General features: G+C 70.7%; 18 protein-coding genes, 1 pseudogene and 1 CRISPR repeat array. Of the genes and pseudogenes, 13 read left to right on the top strand and 6 right to left on the bottom strand.

All coding sequences use genetic code 11. The features are described from left to right. The first annotated feature begins 20 nt into the window (after positions 1–20). The 8 genes and pseudogenes from cas7e to ABZX90_RS25500 all read left to right on the top strand — a co-directional run bounded on the left by cas7e (position 21) and on the right by ABZX90_RS25500 (position 9,048). Positions 21–1,202 carry a type I-E CRISPR-associated protein Cas7/Cse4/CasC gene (cas7e, locus tag ABZX90_RS25535; protein ID WP_355208388.1) on the top strand — a complete coding sequence of 394 codons (1,182 nt, stop codon included), beginning with the start codon at positions 21–23 and terminating at the stop codon, positions 1,200–1,202. Further along, entirely contained in the window at positions 1,199–2,059 is an 861-nt protein-coding gene (cas5e, locus tag ABZX90_RS25530) for a type I-E CRISPR-associated protein Cas5/CasD (protein ID WP_355208385.1), read from the top strand. The genes cas7e and cas5e overlap by 4 nt, the downstream gene beginning before the upstream one ends. Continuing rightward, positions 2,056–2,730: a type I-E CRISPR-associated protein Cas6/Cse3/CasE gene (gene cas6e / locus ABZX90_RS25525; protein ID WP_355208382.1), complete on the top strand. Its 675-nt coding sequence runs from the start codon at positions 2,056–2,058 to the stop codon at positions 2,728–2,730. Before cas5e ends, cas6e begins: the two co-directional genes overlap by 4 nt. Next, complete coding sequence (gene cas1e / locus ABZX90_RS25520; RefSeq protein WP_355208379.1) at positions 2,727–3,722, top strand: type I-E CRISPR-associated endonuclease Cas1e; 996 nt, start codon at positions 2,727–2,729, stop codon at positions 3,720–3,722. Before cas6e ends, cas1e begins: the two co-directional genes overlap by 4 nt. 22 nt (positions 3,723–3,744) lie before the next feature. Further along, on the top strand, positions 3,745–4,056 hold the full coding sequence (gene cas2e / locus ABZX90_RS25515; protein ID WP_355208376.1) for a type I-E CRISPR-associated endoribonuclease Cas2e: 312 nt from the start codon (positions 3,745–3,747) through the stop codon (positions 4,054–4,056). A gap of 18 nt (positions 4,057–4,074) precedes the next feature. Next, positions 4,075–6,544: a CRISPR direct-repeat array (repeat unit 29 nt; unit sequence CTGCTCTCCGCGCGAGCGGAGGTGACCCG). Positions 6,545–6,915: 371 nt separating this feature from the next. After that, positions 6,916–7,806: pseudogene (locus ABZX90_RS25510) on the top strand (medium chain dehydrogenase/reductase family protein); the annotation flags it as partial. An 81-nt stretch (positions 7,807–7,887) separates the two neighbouring features. Further along, on the top strand, positions 7,888–8,466 hold the full coding sequence (locus ABZX90_RS25505; RefSeq protein ID WP_355208373.1) for a nuclear transport factor 2 family protein: 579 nt from the start codon (positions 7,888–7,890) through the stop codon (positions 8,464–8,466). A 198-nt stretch (positions 8,467–8,664) separates the two neighbouring features. Further along, on the top strand, positions 8,665–9,048 hold the full coding sequence (locus tag ABZX90_RS25500; protein ID WP_351131074.1) for a DUF2267 domain-containing protein: 384 nt from the start codon (positions 8,665–8,667) through the stop codon (positions 9,046–9,048). Positions 9,049–9,340: 292 nt separating this feature from the next. On the opposite strand, the gene ABZX90_RS25495 is transcribed toward ABZX90_RS25500, so the two are convergent. Beyond that, positions 9,341–9,673, bottom strand: a complete 333-nt coding sequence (locus ABZX90_RS25495) for a putative quinol monooxygenase (RefSeq protein WP_355208370.1) — start codon at positions 9,671–9,673, stop codon at positions 9,341–9,343. A gap of 300 nt (positions 9,674–9,973) precedes the next feature. Between ABZX90_RS25495 and ABZX90_RS25490 the strand changes: the two genes are divergently transcribed. Together ABZX90_RS25490 and ABZX90_RS25485 are read left to right on the top strand one after the other, a co-directional pair. Beyond that, the gene (locus ABZX90_RS25490) at positions 9,974–10,618 is read left to right on the top strand and encodes a DUF2975 domain-containing protein (RefSeq protein ID WP_355208367.1); all 645 of its coding nucleotides are present in this window, start codon (positions 9,974–9,976) and stop codon (positions 10,616–10,618) included. Next, entirely contained in the window at positions 10,618–10,845 is a 228-nt protein-coding gene (locus ABZX90_RS25485) for a helix-turn-helix transcriptional regulator (RefSeq protein WP_351131071.1), read from the top strand. Before ABZX90_RS25490 ends, ABZX90_RS25485 begins: the two co-directional genes overlap by 1 nt. A 42-nt stretch (positions 10,846–10,887) precedes the next feature. Here the strand turns inward: ABZX90_RS25485 and ABZX90_RS25480 are convergent, their stop codons facing one another. From ABZX90_RS25480 to ABZX90_RS25460, 5 genes are all read right to left on the bottom strand, one after another. Beyond that, entirely contained in the window at positions 10,888–11,559 is a 672-nt protein-coding gene (locus tag ABZX90_RS25480) for a VOC family protein (RefSeq protein WP_355208363.1), read from the bottom strand. Positions 11,560–11,616: 57 nt separating this feature from the next. Then, complete coding sequence (locus tag ABZX90_RS25475; RefSeq protein WP_355208360.1) at positions 11,617–12,423, bottom strand: phosphatase PAP2 family protein; 807 nt, start codon at positions 12,421–12,423, stop codon at positions 11,617–11,619. Continuing rightward, a complete protein-coding gene (locus tag ABZX90_RS25470) occupies positions 12,424–13,377 on the bottom strand; it encodes a YihY/virulence factor BrkB family protein (RefSeq protein ID WP_351133018.1) in 954 nt (317 codons plus the stop codon). Beyond that, positions 13,378–15,120 carry a diacylglycerol kinase family protein gene (locus tag ABZX90_RS25465; protein ID WP_355208356.1) on the bottom strand — a complete coding sequence of 581 codons (1,743 nt, stop codon included), beginning with the start codon at positions 15,118–15,120 and terminating at the stop codon, positions 13,378–13,380. A 273-nt stretch (positions 15,121–15,393) separates the two neighbouring features. Beyond that, entirely contained in the window at positions 15,394–15,891 is a 498-nt protein-coding gene (locus ABZX90_RS25460; protein ID WP_351133022.1) for a lamin tail domain-containing protein, read from the bottom strand. 256 nt (positions 15,892–16,147) lie between these two features. Here ABZX90_RS25460 and ABZX90_RS25455 point away from each other — a divergent pair, with 256 nt between their 5' ends. The 3 genes from ABZX90_RS25455 (at position 16,148) to ABZX90_RS25445 (ending at position 17,666) form a co-directional block, all read left to right on the top strand. Further along, positions 16,148–16,462 carry a DUF6400 family protein gene (locus ABZX90_RS25455; protein WP_355208353.1) on the top strand — a complete coding sequence of 105 codons (315 nt, stop codon included), beginning with the start codon at positions 16,148–16,150 and terminating at the stop codon, positions 16,460–16,462. Next, complete coding sequence (locus ABZX90_RS25450; RefSeq protein ID WP_351133026.1) at positions 16,449–16,706, top strand: hypothetical protein; 258 nt, start codon at positions 16,449–16,451, stop codon at positions 16,704–16,706. Before ABZX90_RS25455 ends, ABZX90_RS25450 begins: the two co-directional genes overlap by 14 nt. A 351-nt stretch (positions 16,707–17,057) precedes the next feature. Beyond that, positions 17,058–17,666 (top strand): hypothetical protein, encoded by a 609-nt coding sequence (locus ABZX90_RS25445; RefSeq protein WP_351133028.1) that lies wholly within the window; start codon positions 17,058–17,060, stop codon positions 17,664–17,666. The last annotated feature ends 371 nt before the right edge of the window (positions 17,667–18,037 follow it).

Below are 18,037 nucleotides of genomic sequence, written 5' to 3'. Positions count from 1 at the left end.
GCCGTCCACAGGAGGACTCCATGCCCGCCCCCGCCCGCTTCATCGACATCCACGTCGTACAGTCCGTCCCGTTCGCCAATCTCAACCGCGACGACACCAACTCCGTGAAGACCGTCCAGTACGGCAACACGTTGCGCACCCGGGTCAGCAGCCAGTCCTGGAAGCGCGCCATGCGCGAGCTGTTCCAGGAACGCATCGGTCAGGCCGCGCTGCGCACCCGCCGGATCGGTGAACGCGTCAGCCGCGAACTGCAGGACCGTGACTGGCCCCAGGACCTCGCCCAGCGGGCCGGCGGCCACATCGCGGCCGGCAGCAGCATCAAGTTCGAGCTGGCCAAGAAGCCCGACGACGCCAAACAGACCGTTGCCAACAAGGTTCTCACCAACGCCATGGTCTACGTGCCCGAGTCCGCCATCGCCGAACTGGCAGCCCTGGCAGAGGAACACCGCGAGGCACTGGAGAACGCCAAGGACATCACCAAGCCCGCCGACAAGAGCGTCCTGCCCAAGGACCGCATCGAGACCGTGCTGCGCTCCCGCAACGGGGTCATCAACCTTTTCGGCCGCATGCTCGCCGAAGTCGACGACGCCGGCGTCGACGGGGCCGTCCAGGTCGCCCACGCCCTGACCACCCACGAGACGGACGTCGAACTCGACTACTTCTCCGCCGTGGACGACATCACCGCCTCCTGGAGCGACGCCACCGGCAGCGGCCACATGGGCCACGCGGAGTTCAGCGCCGGCACCTTCTACCGCTACGCCACCGTCGACCTGCGCGACCTCGCTGGCAACATCGGCGACGACCCGCAGGCCGCCCGTGAACTCCTCAACCCCTTCCTCGGCGCGTTCATCGAATCCCTGCCCCAGGCCAAGAAGAACTCCACCGCCGCCCACACCATCCCCGGCCTCGTACACATCTCCGTGCGCACCGACCGCCCGCTGTCCTACGCCGCCGCCTTCGAAAAGCCCGTCCGCGCCGCCACCGACGGCGGCTACGCGGCCGCCTCCGTCGAGCAACTCGCCGCGTACGCACAGGCCGCGAACAAACTGCTGGGCACCGGCCGAGTCCTCAACCACGGCTGGGCCAGCGTGGACACCAAGGACCTGACCGGCCTCGGCAACCGCCGCGACAGCTTCGACGACCTGATCACCGACGCCCTCAACACCGCCTTCCCCCACCACGCGACCGAGGCCACCGCGTGACCGCCGCACCGCCCACGCCCGCCCCGGCCGCCGAGCCCGGACTGCTGCTGCGTCTGGCTGGGCCCCTGCAGTCCTGGGGCGAGCACAGCCACTTCAACGAGCGCGACACCGCCCGCTTCCCCACCCGCTCCGGCGTCATCGGTCTCCTCGCCGCAGCCCTGGGCCGACGACGCGGCGAGCCGCTCGACGACCTCACCCGGCTGTCGCTGACCGTCCGCACCGACCGCCCCGGCGTCCTACTGCGCGACCTGCACACCGTCGGCGGCGGCCTGCCCCCCAAAGCCACCGTCACCACCGCCGAGGGCAAGAAACGCACCGGCGACACCGGCACCCTGCTCACCCACCGCACCTACCTCGCCGACGCCGCCTTCACCGTCGCCCTCACCGACACCACTGCCGAGGACGACGACCTGCTGGACCGCTGCGCCCAAGCCCTGCGTACCCCGCAATGGCCTCTGTTCCTGGGCCGCCGCTCCTGCCCACCCGAAGGCCCCGTCCTGCTCGGCCAGACCCACGACACTCTGCATCACCTCCTCCATCTGCCCCTCGCCGCCCAGCCGCCCCGCACCGGCACCAAGGGCATCGAATTCCTCTCCGACCGGCCCCTGAACCGCCTGCCCCACCCCGCCAGTCCCGCCACTGCCGGAACCGACGACGGAACCCATCCGTCCGGCGAAGTCAACGACGAGCCGCTCTCCTTCCACCCACGCCACCGCGCCTACCGGGCCCGCCCCCTGTACCGGCGCACCCTCCACCTTCCCGACATCCCCTATGCCGGACTCGGCACCCCCCATCTCCATCAGCTCGGTGCCTACCTCACCGCCCACCTGACCCGCCCCGAAGGGAGCCCGCGATGACCGTCTGGCTCACCCGCATCGTTCCCGACCCGCGCTCCCGCGACGCCCGCCGCGACACCTCAGGCGCCGACGACGCCATCCGCCTCCACCGCCGCCTGATGTCCCTGTTCCCCACCGACATAGGCCCCGACGCCCGCGCCCACCTCAGCGTCCTCTTCCGCGTGGAGGACACCCCCGCCGGCATCCATCTCCTCCTGCAAAGCACCCACCAACCCGACCCGGACCGCCTCCCCGACGGCTACGGCACCGCCCTCACCCGCCCCCTTGACCCCCTCCTGGACGCCCTGCGCCCCGGACTGACCATCCGCTACCGCTGCGTCGCCAGCCCCGTCCGCAAACCCGGCGCCACCACCCGCGCCCTGTACAACCTGCCCGCCGTCGTCGCCCTGACCGGCAACGCAGCCGACCAATGGTGGCTGCGCCAAGCCGAAGACGCCGGCCTCAAACCCCTCCACCTGCACTCCCACCCCTTGGACGCCGTCAGCGGCCAGCGCGGACACCATGGACCCGCAGCACAACAGCGCGTCCGCCACGCCCGCATCCGCTTCGACGGCACCGCCGCCGTTATCGATCCCGACCGACTCCGCGCAAAAATCACCGAAGGCATCGGACGTGGCAAGTCCTACGGCTGCGGGCTGCTCAGCATCGCGCCCGCCAAGGACCCCGGATGACACGGCCCACCGCACCGGGCACCCAACGCAGCCCCGCCGACGCCCGGCGCCGACTCGCGTCACCCACCGTCGCCATGCTGCCCCGTGTCGCCGACTCCCTGTCCTTCCTCTACCTGGACATCGTCCGCATCCACCAGGACGACACCGGCGTCTGCGCCGAGATCACCAGCGAACGCCGTGGAACCGAGACCGTCTACCTCCCCACCGCGGCCCTCAGTTGCGTCCTTCTCGGCCCCGGCACCTCCATCACCGCCCGCGCCCTGGCTACCCTCGCCCGTCACGGCACCACCGTCCTTATCACCGGATCCGGCGCCGTCCGCTGTTACGCAGCCGCCCTCCCCGACTCCCTCACCACCACCTGGCTCGAACGCCAGACCCGCACCTGGGCCGACGACACCCAGCGCCTCGCCGTCGCCACCGCGATGTACGAAAAACGCTTCGGCCCCGCCACTGTCCCCGCCGCAACCACCCTCGCCCAACTCCGAGGACTCGAAGGACAACGCGTCAAAGCCCACTACCAACTCCTCGCCCGCCAATACAAGATCGGCCGCTTCCGCCGCGCCTACGACCCCGCCTCCTGGGCCACCCAAGACCCCGTCAACCTCGCCTTGTCCGCCGCCAACACCTGCCTGTACGGCGTCGTCCACGCCGCCATCCTCGCCCTCGGCTGCTCACCCGCCCTCGGCTATGTCCACAACGGCAACCAGCAGGCATTCGTCTACGACATCGCCGACCTCTACAAAGCCGACCTCACCATCCCCCTCGCCTTCTCCCTGCACGCCTCCACCAACCCCGAAGCCGAAGCCCGACGCTCCTTCCGTGACGGACTACGCCTGTTCAAGCTCCTCCCACGCATCGTCGCCGACATCCAGCACCTCCTTGACCCCCACACCACCCACGACGTTCCAGACCCTGACGAACAACTAGTCGACCTCTGGGACCCCGTCGTGGGCACCATCCCCGGCGGCACCAACCACGCCGCCATCACGTGACCACCACCACAGGACGGCGCCAATGTCCTCAATGACCGTCATTTCCGCCAGCGCCATCCCCGACCACCTCCGCGGTGCCCTCACCCGTTGGCTGCTGGAAGTCACCCCCCAGCTCTACATCGGCACCGTCTCCGCCCGCGTCCGCGACGACCTCTGGTCCTCCGTCGCAGCCTGCACAGGAGACGGCACGGCCGTACTCGCCTACCCCGCAGCCAACGAACAGGGATTCGAACTGCGTACGGCCGGTACTCGCCGACGGGAACCGCTGGATTTCGACGGCCTGACCCTGATCTCGTTCCGACGGGGAGTTCAAGAAACGGCAAAGCCCTCATAGGCGCGCAGGTCAGCAAGTCTGCTCTCCGCGCGAGCGGAGGTGACCCGGTGGTGGAAGCGTGGCGCGGGGTCCAGGGCGGCTGCTCTCCGCGCGAGCGGAGGTGACCCGCCCTGCTCCACCGTCGCGACTACGTGTGCGCACTGCTCTCCGCGCGAGCGGAGGTGACCCGCCGATGGACTGGCGGATCCCCATCGCGACCGGCTGCTCTCCGCGCGAGCGGAGGTGACCCGCCATGACCCGCGAGTTCGCAATGTCCGGAGCGCTGCTCTCCGCGCGAGCGGAGGTGACCCGCCCGGCACCGTCGTCTACGCCATCGTCGAACTCTGCTCTCCGCGCGAGCGGAGGTGACCCGCACTGCACCGGAGGACGAACGCCCCCCTCCAGCTGCTCTCCGCGCGAGCGGAGGTGACCCGACCACTGCGGACGCGGTGTATGCGGCGGCGATCTGCTCTCCGCGCGAGCGGAGGTGACCCGCCCGCCTCGCCAGTCGCGACCGGCAGATCGAGCTGCTCTCCGCGCGAGCGGAGGTGACCCGCCGCCTTCCAAGGCGGCCTTGTCGGCTCTTGACTGCTCTCCGCGCGAGCGGAGGTGACCCGATCGAGCGGGAGCACGCACCCTGGAGCCTGGCCTGCTCTGCGCGCGAGCGGAGGTGACCCGGCCGTCAGCGGCCTCGTCGCCACAGGCATCCCCTGCTCTCCGCGCGAGCGGAGGTGACCCCGGATCTTGGCGAAGACGAGCGCGTCGGCGACCCTGCTCTCCGCGCGAGCGGAGGTGACCCGATCTGGTCCTGCGGAATGAACCGGGTCAGAGCCTGCTCTCCGCGCGAGCGGAGGTGCCCCGACTCGGTCTGCCATCGGTGACGGTACGGACGTCTGCTCTCCGCGCGAGCGGAGGTGACCCGCACCAGGGGGCAGCGGAGACGGTGGCGGAGTCCTGCTCTCCGCGCGAGCGGAGGTGACCCGGCCTACGAAACCCAGCTCGACGAGTCCGTCCACTGCTCTCCGCGCGAGCGGAGGTGACCCGCGTTCCTGAAGAGGCTGGAGGGGGAGCGGTGACTGCTCTCCGCGCGAGCGGAGGTGACCCGGTGTTCCAGGACTCCTACCGTCAGTCGGCGGGCTGCTCTCCGCGCGAGCGGAGGTGACCCGTCGAACGGTCTCGCGCCCTCATGGAGGAAGTCCTGCTCTCCGCGCGAGCGGAGGTGACCCGGCGGCGTCCGTGTCGTCGCTGTTGCCGTGCCACTGCTCTCCGCGCGAGCGGAGGTGACCCGGTCATGAGGGAGACGACCCGCCGGTCGTGGGGCTGCTCTCCGCGCGAGCGGAGGTGACCCGTGGGAGATCGTCAGGCCCCCCCGAGCATCGTGCTGCTCTCCGCGCGAGCGAAGGTGACCCGGCGTACAGCCGGATGCTCCCCAGCTCCCTCGGCTGCTCTCCGCGCGAGCGGAGGTGACCCGTGGACCAGGTGGATCAGTGTGGACCTGGGGTTCTGCTCTCCGCGCGAGCGGAGGTGACCCATGACCGAACAGCACATCAGCCCCGCCGAACGCCTGCTCTCCGCGCGAGCGGAGGTGACCCGCGGACGACGTGGTACTGCCCGTCGGCTGGGACCTGCTCTCCGCGCGAGCGGAGGTGACCCGCTGCCGTGGACGTCGTAGTCGGCGGTCGAGAGCTGCTCTCCGCGCGAGCGGAGGTGACCCGTCGGAGACGGAGAAGATCCTCGGTCAGCGTGCCTGCTCTCCGCGCGAGCGGAGGTGACCCAGACGGACGGCGCCAAGCCCGACCTGCAGAAGAACTGCTCTCCGCGCGAGCGGAGGTGACCCGCCATGGGCGCCCTGCGCATCTGGTACCACGGCCTGCTCTCCGCGCGAGCGGAGGTGACCCGAAGGACCAGACCGTGCCCGAAGGCCGCACCAGCTGCTCTCCGCGCGAGCGGAGGTGAACCAGCCCAGAGATGACGCGGGCCAGCTCCAGGTCCCTGCTCTCCGCACGAGCGGAGGTGACCCGTTCCTGCGGCTGCGTGAGGACGGCACCAACGTCTGCTCTCCGCGCGAGCGGAGGTGACCCGGAGAATATCGGCGCCATTGACGAGGCGCTGGCCTGCTCTCCGCGCGAGCGGAGGTGACCCGGCGCGGGGTGGGACACCGGTCGCCCCGGCCCCCTGCTCTCCGCGCGAGCGGGGGTGACCCGTCCAGCGCGGACGGATTGCGGCAGTCGATCGACTGCTCTCCGCGCGAGCGGAGGTGACCCGTTGTTGTTCACGGTGGCCTGCGTCGGAGTGCCCTGCTCTCCCTGCGAGCGGTGGTGACCCGGTCAGCGCCACGGCGGGGATGATCCAGGCCCACTGCTCTCCGCGCGAGCGGAGGTGACCCGTACACGATTGTCGACAGGGGGTGGTCGGCGATCTGCTCTCCGCGTGAGCGGAGGTGAACCGTACGCCCAGGACGCCCACAAGCGCTACGCGACGTGCTGTCGGCGCGAGTGGAGGTGAACCTGCCTCGCTGTACGAGCAAATCGGGATGGAAAAACACGCGGCATTCTGCCGCCAGCGCCTACAGAACTGGTGACACAGGAAAACCATGGGGTCGGTAGGACAGCCACGGTCCTACTCCTGGAGGGGTAGGGCTTCTCTTGCTCCGCAAGGGGTCTGCGTTGGAGGTGCTTTCGTGCCCGGCGCTTCAGCCGGAAGCCCGCCCGGCTGAAGCCGGGACAGCCTGCCGGCGGAGCTTCTCTGGGTCCAATCTGGGTCCGGAAGGATGGTGAAACCCTGTGAATGATAAACACGGTCGGGGTAGCACCGCACCTGCTGACCTGCAAAGACGAGGAAAAGAGGAGTGTTCAGAGAAGCCTGGGGAAACACTTTGACGAGCAGCAGATGCGCCGCGGGCGGTACTACGACCAGCCCCCGTTCCCCTTCGTGCCCGGCTACGACCTGGTCGGCACGGTCCTCGCCACCGGCCAGGGCGTCGACCCCGGACTGGCCGGCACCCGGGTGGCCGCCCTGGTCAAGGTCGGCGGATGGGCCAGCCATGTGCGGGTCGAGGCCGCGGACGTGGTGCCGGTGCCCGACGGGATCGGGGCGGCGGAGGCGGAGACCGTGGTCGTCAACGGCATCACCGCCTGGCAGATGCTGCACCGGAAGGCACGGATCCGCGCCGGGCAGACCATCCTGGTGCACGGCGCCAACGGCGGCGTCGGCTCGGTCCTGGTCCAGCTCGCCCACGCCGCGGGCGTGAAGGTGATCGGCACGGCCTCCGCCCGCCACCACGACGCCCTGCGGGAACGCGGCGTCACCCCCGTCGACTACCGCAACGACAACGTCGCCGCCCGTGTGCGAGAACTCGCCCCCGGTGGAGTCGACGCCGTCTTCGACCACGTCGGAGGCCGCAGCGCCGTCGACTCCTGGCACCTGCTCGCCCCCGGCGGCACGCTCGTCTCCTACGGCAGCGCCTCCACCCGGGACGACGAGGGGTCCAAGCAGTGGCCCGTGCTCAAGCTGCTCGGCCGGGTGTGGCTGTGGAACGCCCTGCCCAACCGCCGCCGCGCGTACTTCTTCAACGTCTGGGCCGGCCGGGCCCTGTCCAAGAACCGATTCCGGGCCAGGCTGCGCGCCGACCTCACCCAGGTCTTCACCGCCCTCCAGCGCGGTGACGTCACCGCCCAGATCGCCGCCCAACTGCCGCTGACCCACGCCGCCGAGGCCCTGCGGCTGGCCGAGTCCGGCACCGTCGCCGGAAAGGTCGTCCTCAATCCGTAGGTCCATGCCGCCACGCCCCTGACCCCGACTTCTCACCGCAGACCGCGGCCGCGCTCCCTTCCCGAAACGCGAGGACCTGCCATGACCGACACCGACGCCACCACTCCGCGCCGCCGGACCCTCCTGCTCGCCCCCGCCGCGCTCACCGCCCTCGGCCTCACCGCCGCGCCTGCCGCCGCGGACACCCCGACGACCGGCTCGCCCGCACGGAAGGCCTCCGCCGCGGGCCACCACGGGGCCGCCGGGAAGCCGAAGGCGATGCTCGACGCATGGCTGCGCCTCTGGAACGGCGACTACAGCCAGGCGCCGGGCATCATCTCGCCCGACTTCCGCGTCCATGCCGCCCTCCTCGACGGCGGCGACGGCAGCGCCATCCGGGGCGTCGACGGCCTCGTGGCCTGGATCGGGCAGACGCGCGCCGCGTTCCCGGACCTGCGTTTCGCGTTGCAGGTCGCCCCCTTGGTGGACGGTCGACACGCATCCGTGCGGTGGACGGCCACCGGGACCTACGCCGGCGGCTTCCCCGGCGCCGAGGCCGCCCCGGGGACCGGGGTCACCTTCACGGGAACCGACACCCTCCGCATGCGTGACGGCAGGTTCGTCGAGTACTGGGTCAATTCCGACACCTTGCAGCTGCTCACCCAGCTCAAGGTCCTCTGAACGGCGCCCCCTCCCCGGCGCTCGTGAGCGGGCTGCCACGGGCTTGCCCGCGCGGGCCCGGCAGCAGCGTGTCAGGGTGGATTCAGGCCGCGTGACCACGAGACCACCAGGACTTCGAGCCGCCAGGCCTTCAGACCGCCGAGCCGTCGGGCCGACGAGCCAGATATCGGACCGACGAGGCAGAAAAGGAGACAGCGCGTGGAGGAGAGGGAATTCATCCAAGCGGTGTCGGAGCGCACGAGCCTGTCGCGGCAGGAGTCGGCCGACCTGACACGTGCCACGCTGGAGACGCTCGCCCATCGACTGAGCGGGAGCAAGGACCGGGCGCTGGCGCTGGAGCTTCCGGCAGGCTTGGCCGAGTCCGTTCAGCGGGGCGCCACCTCGGCCATCGAGGTCTTCGGCTACGACGAGACCGTACGGCGTGTCGCCGAGCGCAACATGCTCAAGAAGGACGAGGCCGACAGCGGCGTCCGGGCCGTGCTCGTGACGCTCCGCGAGGCGATCAGCGACAAGGAGTTCGGCAACCTCATGTCGCAACTCGGAGCCGAATTCTCCAAGCCGGTGGAGGAATTCGCCGGCTGACCCACCGGCACGTCCTCGCGAGGGCACGACGCAGGGCTGCGTTCCCGTGTCCCCACGACACCGCTTTCACCCGCCGTTTCTCGCGCAACGGACTCGCGCCGCGACAGGGCGGCCGCGTGACTCGCCCGCCAGGCCCGGCACTCTGCGCCGGGCCTGCCGGTATGCCGGCCCCCCGCGGTCACCCGAAACCCTGCTGGACATACAGCGGTTCGAGGAACTGCTCGCGCCGGCCAGGGAACAGCAGGACGCGCGCGACCGATGTCGCGAGCCGGCGGACCCTCGGCCGCAGCCCCTACGCCTCCCCTTCGACGACCATCTCGCCGAGGAGGGACCAGTCGTCCTGGGGGACCTTCATGTTCACGATGCGCGGTGTCGCGACCAAGTGGCCGGGCAGGGCCTGCTGGGCGGCCTTGAAGTGCTCGGACTGGACGTGGGACGCACCGGCTTCGTCGTCCCGGAAGGCCTCGACCAGGACGTACTCCGTGGGGTCCTCGATGCTCCGGGACCAGTCGAACCAGAGACAGCCGGGCTCGGCGCGGGTGGCTGCGGTGAAGTCGGCGGTGATCTCCGGCCACCGCTCCGCGTCTTCGGGGCGGACGCTGAACTTGACGGTAATAAAGATCATGAGGGCTCCTCGTGTCGGTGTCGGTGTCGGTGTCGAGCCATTCTGTGCCGTCGGCGGCAGCTGAACACCATGAGCCGGTAGGCCGACAGGGGGAACTGGCCCGCCCGTGAACTCGGACGCGCCCGGCCGCGAGGAGATCCTGCTCTCCGGCCCCTCGATGACGCCGACTCACCTCGGTGGGGCTCCCGAACCTGGAGGCGTAGGTGGTCGACGCGGTGTTCACGGTCGATTGATCTTGCCGAGGCCCGTCTTGCTCTGTATCGTTTTTCGATAACATCGATAATCGATGCGGGGGCGAACATGGCACGGGTACGTAATCCACTGGAGCCGCTGTCGAGCGCGGTCAAGGGCATCGTGACGCTGCTCACGGCGCTGATGGTGGCGGGCGTGTTGGGGCTGTTCGTGGACGGCTCGCACCTTCGCGCCTTCGGAATCGGCGACCAGTCCGCGTGCGTCACGGATACGTCCACGACGGTGGGCGGCGGTGACGCGCCGGAGTTCAAGCCCGCACCGGGAGCTACGGTCGAGCTGGACGACGCCCACCCGAGTTACTGCACCGACAACCCCACGACGGCCCAGAGCCTGCTCCACACCGCGACTCAGGTTCCCGCCTTCGTGTTCAGCGCCGGAGCGCTCCTGCTCGTGCTCCTGTTGATCCGGGGTGCGGAGCGCGAAGGCCTCTACACCGCACGGACGGCGGGGCGGCTGCGCAGGCTGGGCTGGTGGCTGGCGGCCGGCAGCGTGCTCGCCGCGATAGCCGAGTCCACGGCCGAGCAGTCTCTCGTCCACTCTCTGAGCCGGAACGCGGACGGCAGTACCGTCACCGGCCTGTTGTCATGGCAGATTCCCTACATGGCGATTCTCACCGGCCTAGGCGTCCTCTCGTTCGCCCGGGTCATGCGCGTCGGCATCACCATGCGAGAAGACCTCGACGGAACGGTCTGATGTCAGAAGAGAAGGAGGAGCATGCGATCGAGGTCCACCTCGACCGCCTGCTCGAAGAACGCGGGATGACGTTGGCCGAGCTCGCCGACCGGGTCGGTGTCACTCACGTGAACCTGTCGATCCTGAAGAACGGCAGAGCGAGAGCCGTACGGTTCACCACCCTGACCCGGCTCTGCGAGGTACTGGAGTGCCAGCCAGGAGATCTCCTCAGCTACCGCCCGCACTGAGGACGGGGGCCCGCGCGGGCCCCCGTCCGGTGGTGAGCCTCCCTAATCGCGCTCGGCCGCCGTGCAGACGCAGACCCGGTTTCCCTCCATGTCGGCGAGCACGGTGTACGACGGGGAGTGGGAATCGTCGACCACCGTGCCCCCGGCGGCCACGGCCGCCCGAATACGCGTCCGCGCCGCCTCGGGGGCCAGCCACAGATCCATGTGCCAGCGCTGGCGCGGGGTCTCGTGGGCGTCGGTCCGCTGGAACCAGACGCTGGGGACACGGTTCGTCGGGTCGAAGACCGTGTCGTACACGGTGTTGTCGGCATCTCCCGTGAGCAGCGCTGCCCAAAAGGGGCCCGCCGCCGTGTCGTCCGCGGTGTCGAGGGCGATCTCCAGCTGTGTCACCTCGTCAGGGGCAGCCGTCAGCCCGTGTTCGCGGGCGAGCCCCGAGATGACGCGAGCCAGCTCCAGATCCTTCGGGGTGATCCAGCGGGCACCGGTCTCGTCGACGCTGTAAAGGCTCACGTCGACCAGACCGGGTCCCAGCCTGATGTCCGGGACGTCATGTCCGGCGACGATCGACGCCTGCGCGACCGCGCCCACGAAAGCGGCCCCCGCGCCCCTGTCAGCGGCCCGGTAGCGGGCGGCGAGGGGCTGAGCGAGCTTGCGCCAGTCGTTCAACCCGTGCGCGATCGATTCGAGAATCTCGCGGCTGCTGACCTTGTCCATGCGCCCATGCTTCCAGGCCCTCCACCGTGCCACGGAACAAGGCACCCTGAAGAACCGTCATGGAGGGGGCGGTTCCTCCTTCCCGCCGGACGACCCCGGTTCGGGCCGCTCGTCGGTGAGTTCGGGCTCCAGGCCTTCGGCGACGTCGGCACGGACCCGCCCCGCGTCGGCGCGCCAGGCCTCGAAAGCCCAGGCGGTGAGCGTGACCACGGCCAGACCGAGCAGCCAGCCGCCCACCACATCACTGAACCAGTGCACGCCCAGGGCGACGCGGGTGAATCCGACCCCGAGGACGGAGAGCACGGCGGCGTACCAGCACAGCGCTCGCCGTGAGCGCGGCACCGTGGGCAGCAGGACCAGCAACAGGATGGCGAACGAGGTGGTGGCGGTCATCGCGTGGCCCGACGGGAAGGAGAAGCCGGGAGCCCGTGCCACCGGATCCTCCAGCGACGGACGTGCCCGCTCGACGACCGTCTTGACCAGAAGCCCGATGAGACCGCCGGCCACGGCCGTCACCGCGGACCAGGCGGCCAGACGCCATGCCCGGCGGTACACCAGCCAGACGGTCAGCAGCGCGACAGCCGTACGCAGGGTGAGCGGATCCCAGACCCTGTTGGAGAGGAAGCGCAGCGTACTCGTCCAGGCGGGATGGTCCAGGGCGATGCCGTGCAGCCGTCGGGCAGCGCCCGCGTCCAGTCGGCGCAGGGGCTGCCATCGTCCCTCGACGAGGACGAGGAGCAGACCGAAGGGCACCGCGGCGATCGCCGCGACGGCGGCGGAGCCGAGGAGCCGGACGCCGAATCTGCGGTCGGCCGCCCGGCGGCGACGCTCTCGCAGGCTTCGGACCGCGACGCGCGCCGCCATTCAGACTCCCGGATCGGGGTGGATCGGACCGGGGCGCCGCGCGCGTGAGGCCTCCAACTGCGCGGCGAAGGAAAGCCCGAGGAACAGGGCGATCGAGGTCAGATAGGCCCAGAGCAGCAGCGACATGAAGGCGCTGAGGGGGCCGTAGACCGTGTCGAAGGAGCCGCTGACCCCGAGGTAGAGGCTCAACAGCCAGGTCAGCGCCGTCCAGAGCACCAGATACACGGCGGCGCCGAAGGCCAGCCAGGTGTACCCGGGCTGCTGACGACGGGGCGAGCGGCGGAAGATCGCGCTGGCCGAGATGAGGGCGAGGAGCAGTCCGAAGGGCCAACGCAGGATGTCCCAGGCGGTCTTGGCGCCTCCGTCGAGGTGGTAGACGGTCACGACCGCGGACGCCAGGTCGCCGCCGGCCACCATCAGGACGAATCCGAGGCCGAGCGGGATTCCCGCGCTGAGTGACATCACCAGGCCGCGCAGATACTTCCGGTGGAAGACGCGGTCGCGCTCGTTCCCGTAGATCCGGTTGGCGCCGCGCTCTATCTGGCACATCGCGGTGGTGACGTTGACCAGGGAGAAGGCCAGCCCGAACCACAGGGCGACCTGCGCCCCGTCGCCCGCGGTGTGGCGGCTGCGGCGCAGTGCGTCGTCGACGACGTCGGCGCTCGGGCCCGCGGCGATCCGGCGGATCGTCAGTTCGGCGACTCTGCCGAAGTCCTCGGTGTGCAGGGCGGAGGAGAGTCCCACGAAGGCGATGGCGAGCGGGATCAGGGCCAGCACCGTCTGCAGGGCGAGCGCACGGGAATGGCTGAACCCGTCGGCGTAGCGGAACCGGATGAACGCGTCGCGCAGCAGAGGCCAGCCGCCGTAGCGGCGCAGGGAGGCCAGTGCCTCGTCGGCGGAGAGTTCGTCCCCGGTCATGTCACGGGTCTCGGGGACCTTGGTCGCGGTTCCCATTCACTTCTCCCGGGAGGGCAGCAGGACGGTCAGTGCGCCGGGCTCGACCTCGGCGGTGAGACGCCGTCCGGGGCCCACCGGGTCCCCGTCGAGTTCCCGGGACTGAGGGGTGTCGAAGGCGAGTTCGGCGCGTCGGAAGGTGAAGTACTCGACGGGCAAATCGCGTTGGGTGTCGCCATCGGCGGCGATGGTCCGCACGGCGGAGGGCCGGGGCGACGTGGCACGGCGGCGCACCAGCGTCCGCACGGCGCGCAACCAGCCGAGGGGGCCGCGGGGGTCGAGGACCAGGAGGTCGAGCAGCCCGTCGTCGGGACGGGCTGCGGGCAGCAGTGTCACCCCGCCCTGCACGGTTCCTACGTTGGCGACGAGCACCATACGGGCCGTACGGCGGAAGGCGGGGGATCCGTCCAGCCGGATCGTCACCCGCATACGGGGTGTGCGCAGCGTTCCGATCCCGGCCAGGGCGTAGGCCGGCCAGCCCAGGTGGGCCTTGGCGCGAGGATCGGTGTGCTCCATCATCGCGGCGTCGAGGCCCGCCCCGGCCATCGCGGCGAACCGGGTGGCGGTCAGGCCGTCGCCCTCGATGCGTCCCAGGTCGAGCCGGTGCGGAACGCCGCCCAGCGCGGCGTCGAGCGCGGCGGTGGGGGAGAGCGGCAGACCGAGATTGCGCGCCAGCAGGTTGCCGGTGCCGCAGGGGACGACGGCCAGCGGAACACCGCTCTCGGCCAGGGCGTCTGCGACCGTGCGGACGGTCCCGTCCCCACCGCAGACCACGACGAGTGTCGCGCCCTCGCGGACCGCGCGGGCCGTCTGTCCGGTCCCGGGGTCGTCCGCGGTGGTCTCCAGGAACACGGGGTCGCGGTGGCCGTGCCGTTCCAGGGTCCGCCGCAGCTCGTGGCGTGTGGCGTCGTCGGTCACCGTGGGATTGAGGATCACGGCGGTCGTGCCGGGCCGGCGCTCAGCACCGGTTCGTGCGGCCGGTACGCCGCCCACCGAGGGCACAGCCGACACGGACCGGTCGACGAGCAGGGCGCGGCCCACGATCACCAGGGACAGCGCACCGTTGGCGAGTCCGCCCAGGACGTCCGTGGGGTGATGCATACCCCGGTAGAGCCGGGCGGCGCCCACGAGCAGCGGCAGGAGCAGCAGCAGCCCCGCCACGACCCTGCGCCACGGCCCGCGGGCACGGGACAGCGCGAGCACGGCCAGACCCGCGTAGAGCGCGGTCGCCGCCCCGGTGTGTCCAGAGGTGTAACTGGAAGTTGGCGGCGAGGCGTCGAGCCGGTCCACCTCCGGCCGGTGTCGGTCCACCGATTCCGTGATGGCCAGGAAGACCAGTGACTGGAGCGAGACGGCGACGGCGAGGAAGGTCGCTTGGCGCCACATCGGCAGACGGGGCGTCACGAGCAGGCCCAGGCAGGTCAGAAGCGTGATGGCTATCACCGTCAGGGTGTTGCCGGCCTCCGAGGCGAGGGACGACAGCGTGGTGAGGGTGCCGGTGCGGGCCTGTTCCAGGCCCTCGTTCACGGTGTCCTCGGCCGTCAGCGGCCACAGCCCGTGGGCGGGACCGGTGATCAGGAGTCCGATGCCCACCATCAACGCCGCCTGGCACGCGGTCAGCGCACCGATGCGTGCGACGGTCCGGCCGGTGCCCCGGGGCAGGGTGAACGAGCCGGCGTAGGCCACGGGTTCGGCTCGGCTGGCGGGCGTTCCGGCAGCTCTGTCCGGCACGGCGGTCGGCATCGGGGACTCCCAGGGCTCGGCGCGGTGCGGCCGGATTCCGCCCGGGCCGCGCTACCTCCCGGGTCCACCGCCGTTTGCCCCCGAACGCCTCGGACAGGCCTGTCAGGGCGTGGAATCGCGCGGAAGCTCCCGTTCCGAGATGAACCGGAACCGCCCCAGGGGGAGCGACCCGCGCGCCGCCGCGCGCTGGTGCGCCCGCACCTGGGGCGGTCCTTCCGAGCAGGCGGAGCCCGCGTCCGTCCGAGGACGGGTCAGCGGGCTCCGGTGTTCGGCTCAGCCGTGATACGTGATGTAGCCGTTGCCGTCACGGTCGTTGGCCGACTTGGTGTACGAGTGGACGTCCGCGCGGGCGCCGGACGACTTGTACAGGTAGATGCTGTCCTTGTCGTTGTTCCAGATGAAGTTGCAGTTCTGGCGGTAGACGACGTTGTGCGCGTCCGAGTCGGTGCCGTGCCCGCCGCGGAGCTTGATGTAGTCCCCGGGCTCCAGGTAGTGGTTCGCCGAGAAGGTGAACGTGTTGCCCGTGGCGTCCTTGACGCGGTAGCCCTTCAGGTTCACGGTCGCGCTGTGCGAGTAGTTCTTGATCGTCAGGTACTCGTCCCTGCTGTTGCCGGTGGCGCAGCTGTTGGAGTCCCGGCCGGGCGCGTCGTACTGGACGCCCTTGATCTTCAGTGCGGACGAGTACTCGGTGGCCTGCGCCGGGGCCGTGGCGATGGCGGCGAGCGTGCCGACAGCGGCGGCGGTGACAGCCAGGGCGTTGCGTATACGCATGAGGATTCCCCCCTCATTGGTGCGGATGGAGCCCCAGGAGCATACCGATGCTGTAACCGGCACGTGACGGGAGTGTGGGGGAAATGTAAATGCCGTCGCCTTCCGGGTGTCCGGCGCGGCGGGGCGAGCGGGCCATCCATTCCGTGGTGGACCCGTCTTAGACCCGTCATGGACCAATCGCCACCGCCGCCGACCTGCTGTGACTTCGCCCACCTCCCCTTGTCCCGGCAAGAAAGGGATACCTAAGTTTCGTCCCATGGCCCCACAAAATCCCCCGCTCCCCAACGGTCCCGGCGAGGCCGACAGCCCCCTCCTTCCGGGCGTCGGCCGACCGGACGCCCCCGTCCTGACCGACTTCGCCATCGACCTCACCTCCCAGGAGGTCCTGCGCCAGGCCCAGGTCCTTGCCGCCCTCGGCCCCGACTGGGACCCGATGGAGGCACTGCGCGGAGAGGAGGCCGCGTACGCCCTCCTGTACTCCGGTCTCGACGATGAGCAGCAGCGCGTGTACGACGACCTGGTCGCGTCCGGCGTGCTCCCCCGGCGCGGAGACGGCAGTGCTGCCGCTTGACCCGCAGGCGGACATCGGGCGCCGCGCCTGGGTGACGTGTCCGAAGTGCGCAGACAGCCGCGGGTGCGCGGCGTGCGAGCAGCGGCGGTCGTGCTCCGACCACTGGCGCTACCTGCTCTCCACCACCGGCAGCCTGCTCCACCTGCAGTGCCCGTCGTGCACCCATGTCTGGGTGCACGAGACCGGATTCGGCGCCACCCGCTCCCTGTGGGACCGGATCACCGGCGGCCGCCCGAAACGCTGACCGACGGGCAGGGTGTACGGGGCGGACATCCATCCTCGGGTGGCGGGCATCCATCCTCGGGTACGGGGCGGCATCCATCCTCGGGTACGGGGCGGCATCCACCCCTCCCCCCCCCCAGATCCGCACTTCACGGCGGGGATATCCTCAAGGTCCCAGGCGGGTCGAATACCTCCGATGCGCCGCTGTGGGAAGATCGCACCCCGCACGACGGAAGTAAGTCCGGGCCGCGCACGCCATCGCTCGTAGATTCGAGGACGCTCGCGGCCCACCGGTGGATGACGGACCGGCCCGCGCGGGTAAAAGAACTATGCGCACCAGCGCGAACATCCCACTGCCGAAGGACTGCCGGTCTTGGACCTCCCACACTCCGAATCCCCTGCCGCGCGACGTCCGGGACGCACGTGGACCGTCCGCATCTCCGGCCACAGCGACCGCACCGCGTCGGTCTCCTGCTCCTCTCCCTGCGCCATGCCGCCGCGGTCCCGTGACCTTGCCGCGCTGCGCCGCTTCGCCGAGGCCCATGTCGGGGCGCATGCCCGCGCGGCCACCGTGCACGCGGACGCCGCCTGCGCCTGCCGGCAGGCGCAGTGCGCCTCTCACGAGGACACCCAGGTGCACTGCATGGGCAGCGTGCTGCTGGTGCTGCGCCATGATCCGGCCATCGCCCAGGTGTGGACGCTGATGGAAGTCTGCGCCGCGTGTGCTCCGTTGATGACGCACACCCGTGTCGTGGGTCGCGCCGTGCCGCGCACCCGCACGCCGGTCGTGCCGCCCGCGCCCACGGCCGCCACCGGTGCCCCGGCGGTCGCGCCCGCGGTCCCCGGTGGCTTCAGCGCCCCGACCGGGCCCGGTTTCAACAGCTCGGACGCGCCCCCGGCTCCGTCACGTCGTCGCTCCGGCGGCCATGGCCGCCCCCAGCCCCGGCAGGGCCGACGGGACCAGGGCAGATCGCGCGGCTGACCCCGGCCCACCTGGCCGAACACGGTCCTCGGCGACCGGTCGCGGTGCGGCCGTGGCCGCTCGGGGCGCCGCCGGTCGTCGTCGCCCGGCGGCCCGCGCGATCCGGGCGAAGCTGAAGTCCAGGGCTGCTCCGGCCCCTCGGTGCGCGTGCGATACGCCCGGTCCGACCGACCCGGCTGGCGCGGCTGAGACTGCCCGTGCTTCCCGGCGGGCACCTGTCCCGCCCTTCATCGCTGCCGTCGACGCGTCCTTGGTGGTCGGCGACCCGCCCTGGCCGGATGTCGTGCCGGAAGCGGGCGCGGGTCCTGAACTGGGCGTTTTCATGACCAGCACTGATTCGGTTGAGCGTTCATCATCGACTGAAAGGAGTT

The organism is Streptomyces sp. NPDC002935 (assembly GCF_040611295.1).
Classification (GTDB): Bacteria; Actinomycetota; Actinomycetes; order Streptomycetales; family Streptomycetaceae; genus Streptomyces.
Note: the sequence above shows the minus strand (reverse complement) of the source record. Positions and strands in the feature narration are given on the sequence as shown.

Bases quoted from the DNA above. Each gene is read 5' to 3' on its own strand.
- ABZX90_RS25460 (WP_351133022.1), bottom strand. From the start codon at position 15,891: ATGCGTATACGCAACGCCCTGGCTGTCACCGCCGCCGCTGTCGGCACG.
- ABZX90_RS25490 (WP_355208367.1), top strand. From the start codon at position 9,974: ATGGCACGGGTACGTAATCCACTGGAGCCGCTGTCGAGCGCGGTCAAG.
- cas7e (WP_355208388.1), top strand. From the start codon at position 21: ATGCCCGCCCCCGCCCGCTTCATCGACATCCACGTCGTACAGTCCGTC.
- ABZX90_RS25470 (WP_351133018.1), bottom strand. From the start codon at position 13,377: ATGGGAACCGCGACCAAGGTCCCCGAGACCCGTGACATGACCGGGGAC.
- cas1e (WP_355208379.1), top strand. From the start codon at position 2,727: ATGACACGGCCCACCGCACCGGGCACCCAACGCAGCCCCGCCGACGCC.
- ABZX90_RS25475 (WP_355208360.1), bottom strand. From the start codon at position 12,423: ATGGCGGCGCGCGTCGCGGTCCGAAGCCTGCGAGAGCGTCGCCGCCGG.
- ABZX90_RS25480 (WP_355208363.1), bottom strand. From the start codon at position 11,559: ATGGACAAGGTCAGCAGCCGCGAGATTCTCGAATCGATCGCGCACGGG.
- ABZX90_RS25455 (WP_355208353.1), top strand. From the start codon at position 16,148: ATGGCCCCACAAAATCCCCCGCTCCCCAACGGTCCCGGCGAGGCCGAC.
- cas6e (WP_355208382.1), top strand. From the start codon at position 2,056: ATGACCGTCTGGCTCACCCGCATCGTTCCCGACCCGCGCTCCCGCGAC.
- ABZX90_RS25465 (WP_355208356.1), bottom strand. From the start codon at position 15,120: ATGCCGACCGCCGTGCCGGACAGAGCTGCCGGAACGCCCGCCAGCCGA.
- ABZX90_RS25485 (WP_351131071.1), top strand. From the start codon at position 10,618: ATGTCAGAAGAGAAGGAGGAGCATGCGATCGAGGTCCACCTCGACCGC.
- ABZX90_RS25495 (WP_355208370.1), bottom strand. From the start codon at position 9,673: ATGATCTTTATTACCGTCAAGTTCAGCGTCCGCCCCGAAGACGCGGAG.
- cas2e (WP_355208376.1), top strand. From the start codon at position 3,745: ATGTCCTCAATGACCGTCATTTCCGCCAGCGCCATCCCCGACCACCTC.
- ABZX90_RS25505 (WP_355208373.1), top strand. From the start codon at position 7,888: ATGACCGACACCGACGCCACCACTCCGCGCCGCCGGACCCTCCTGCTC.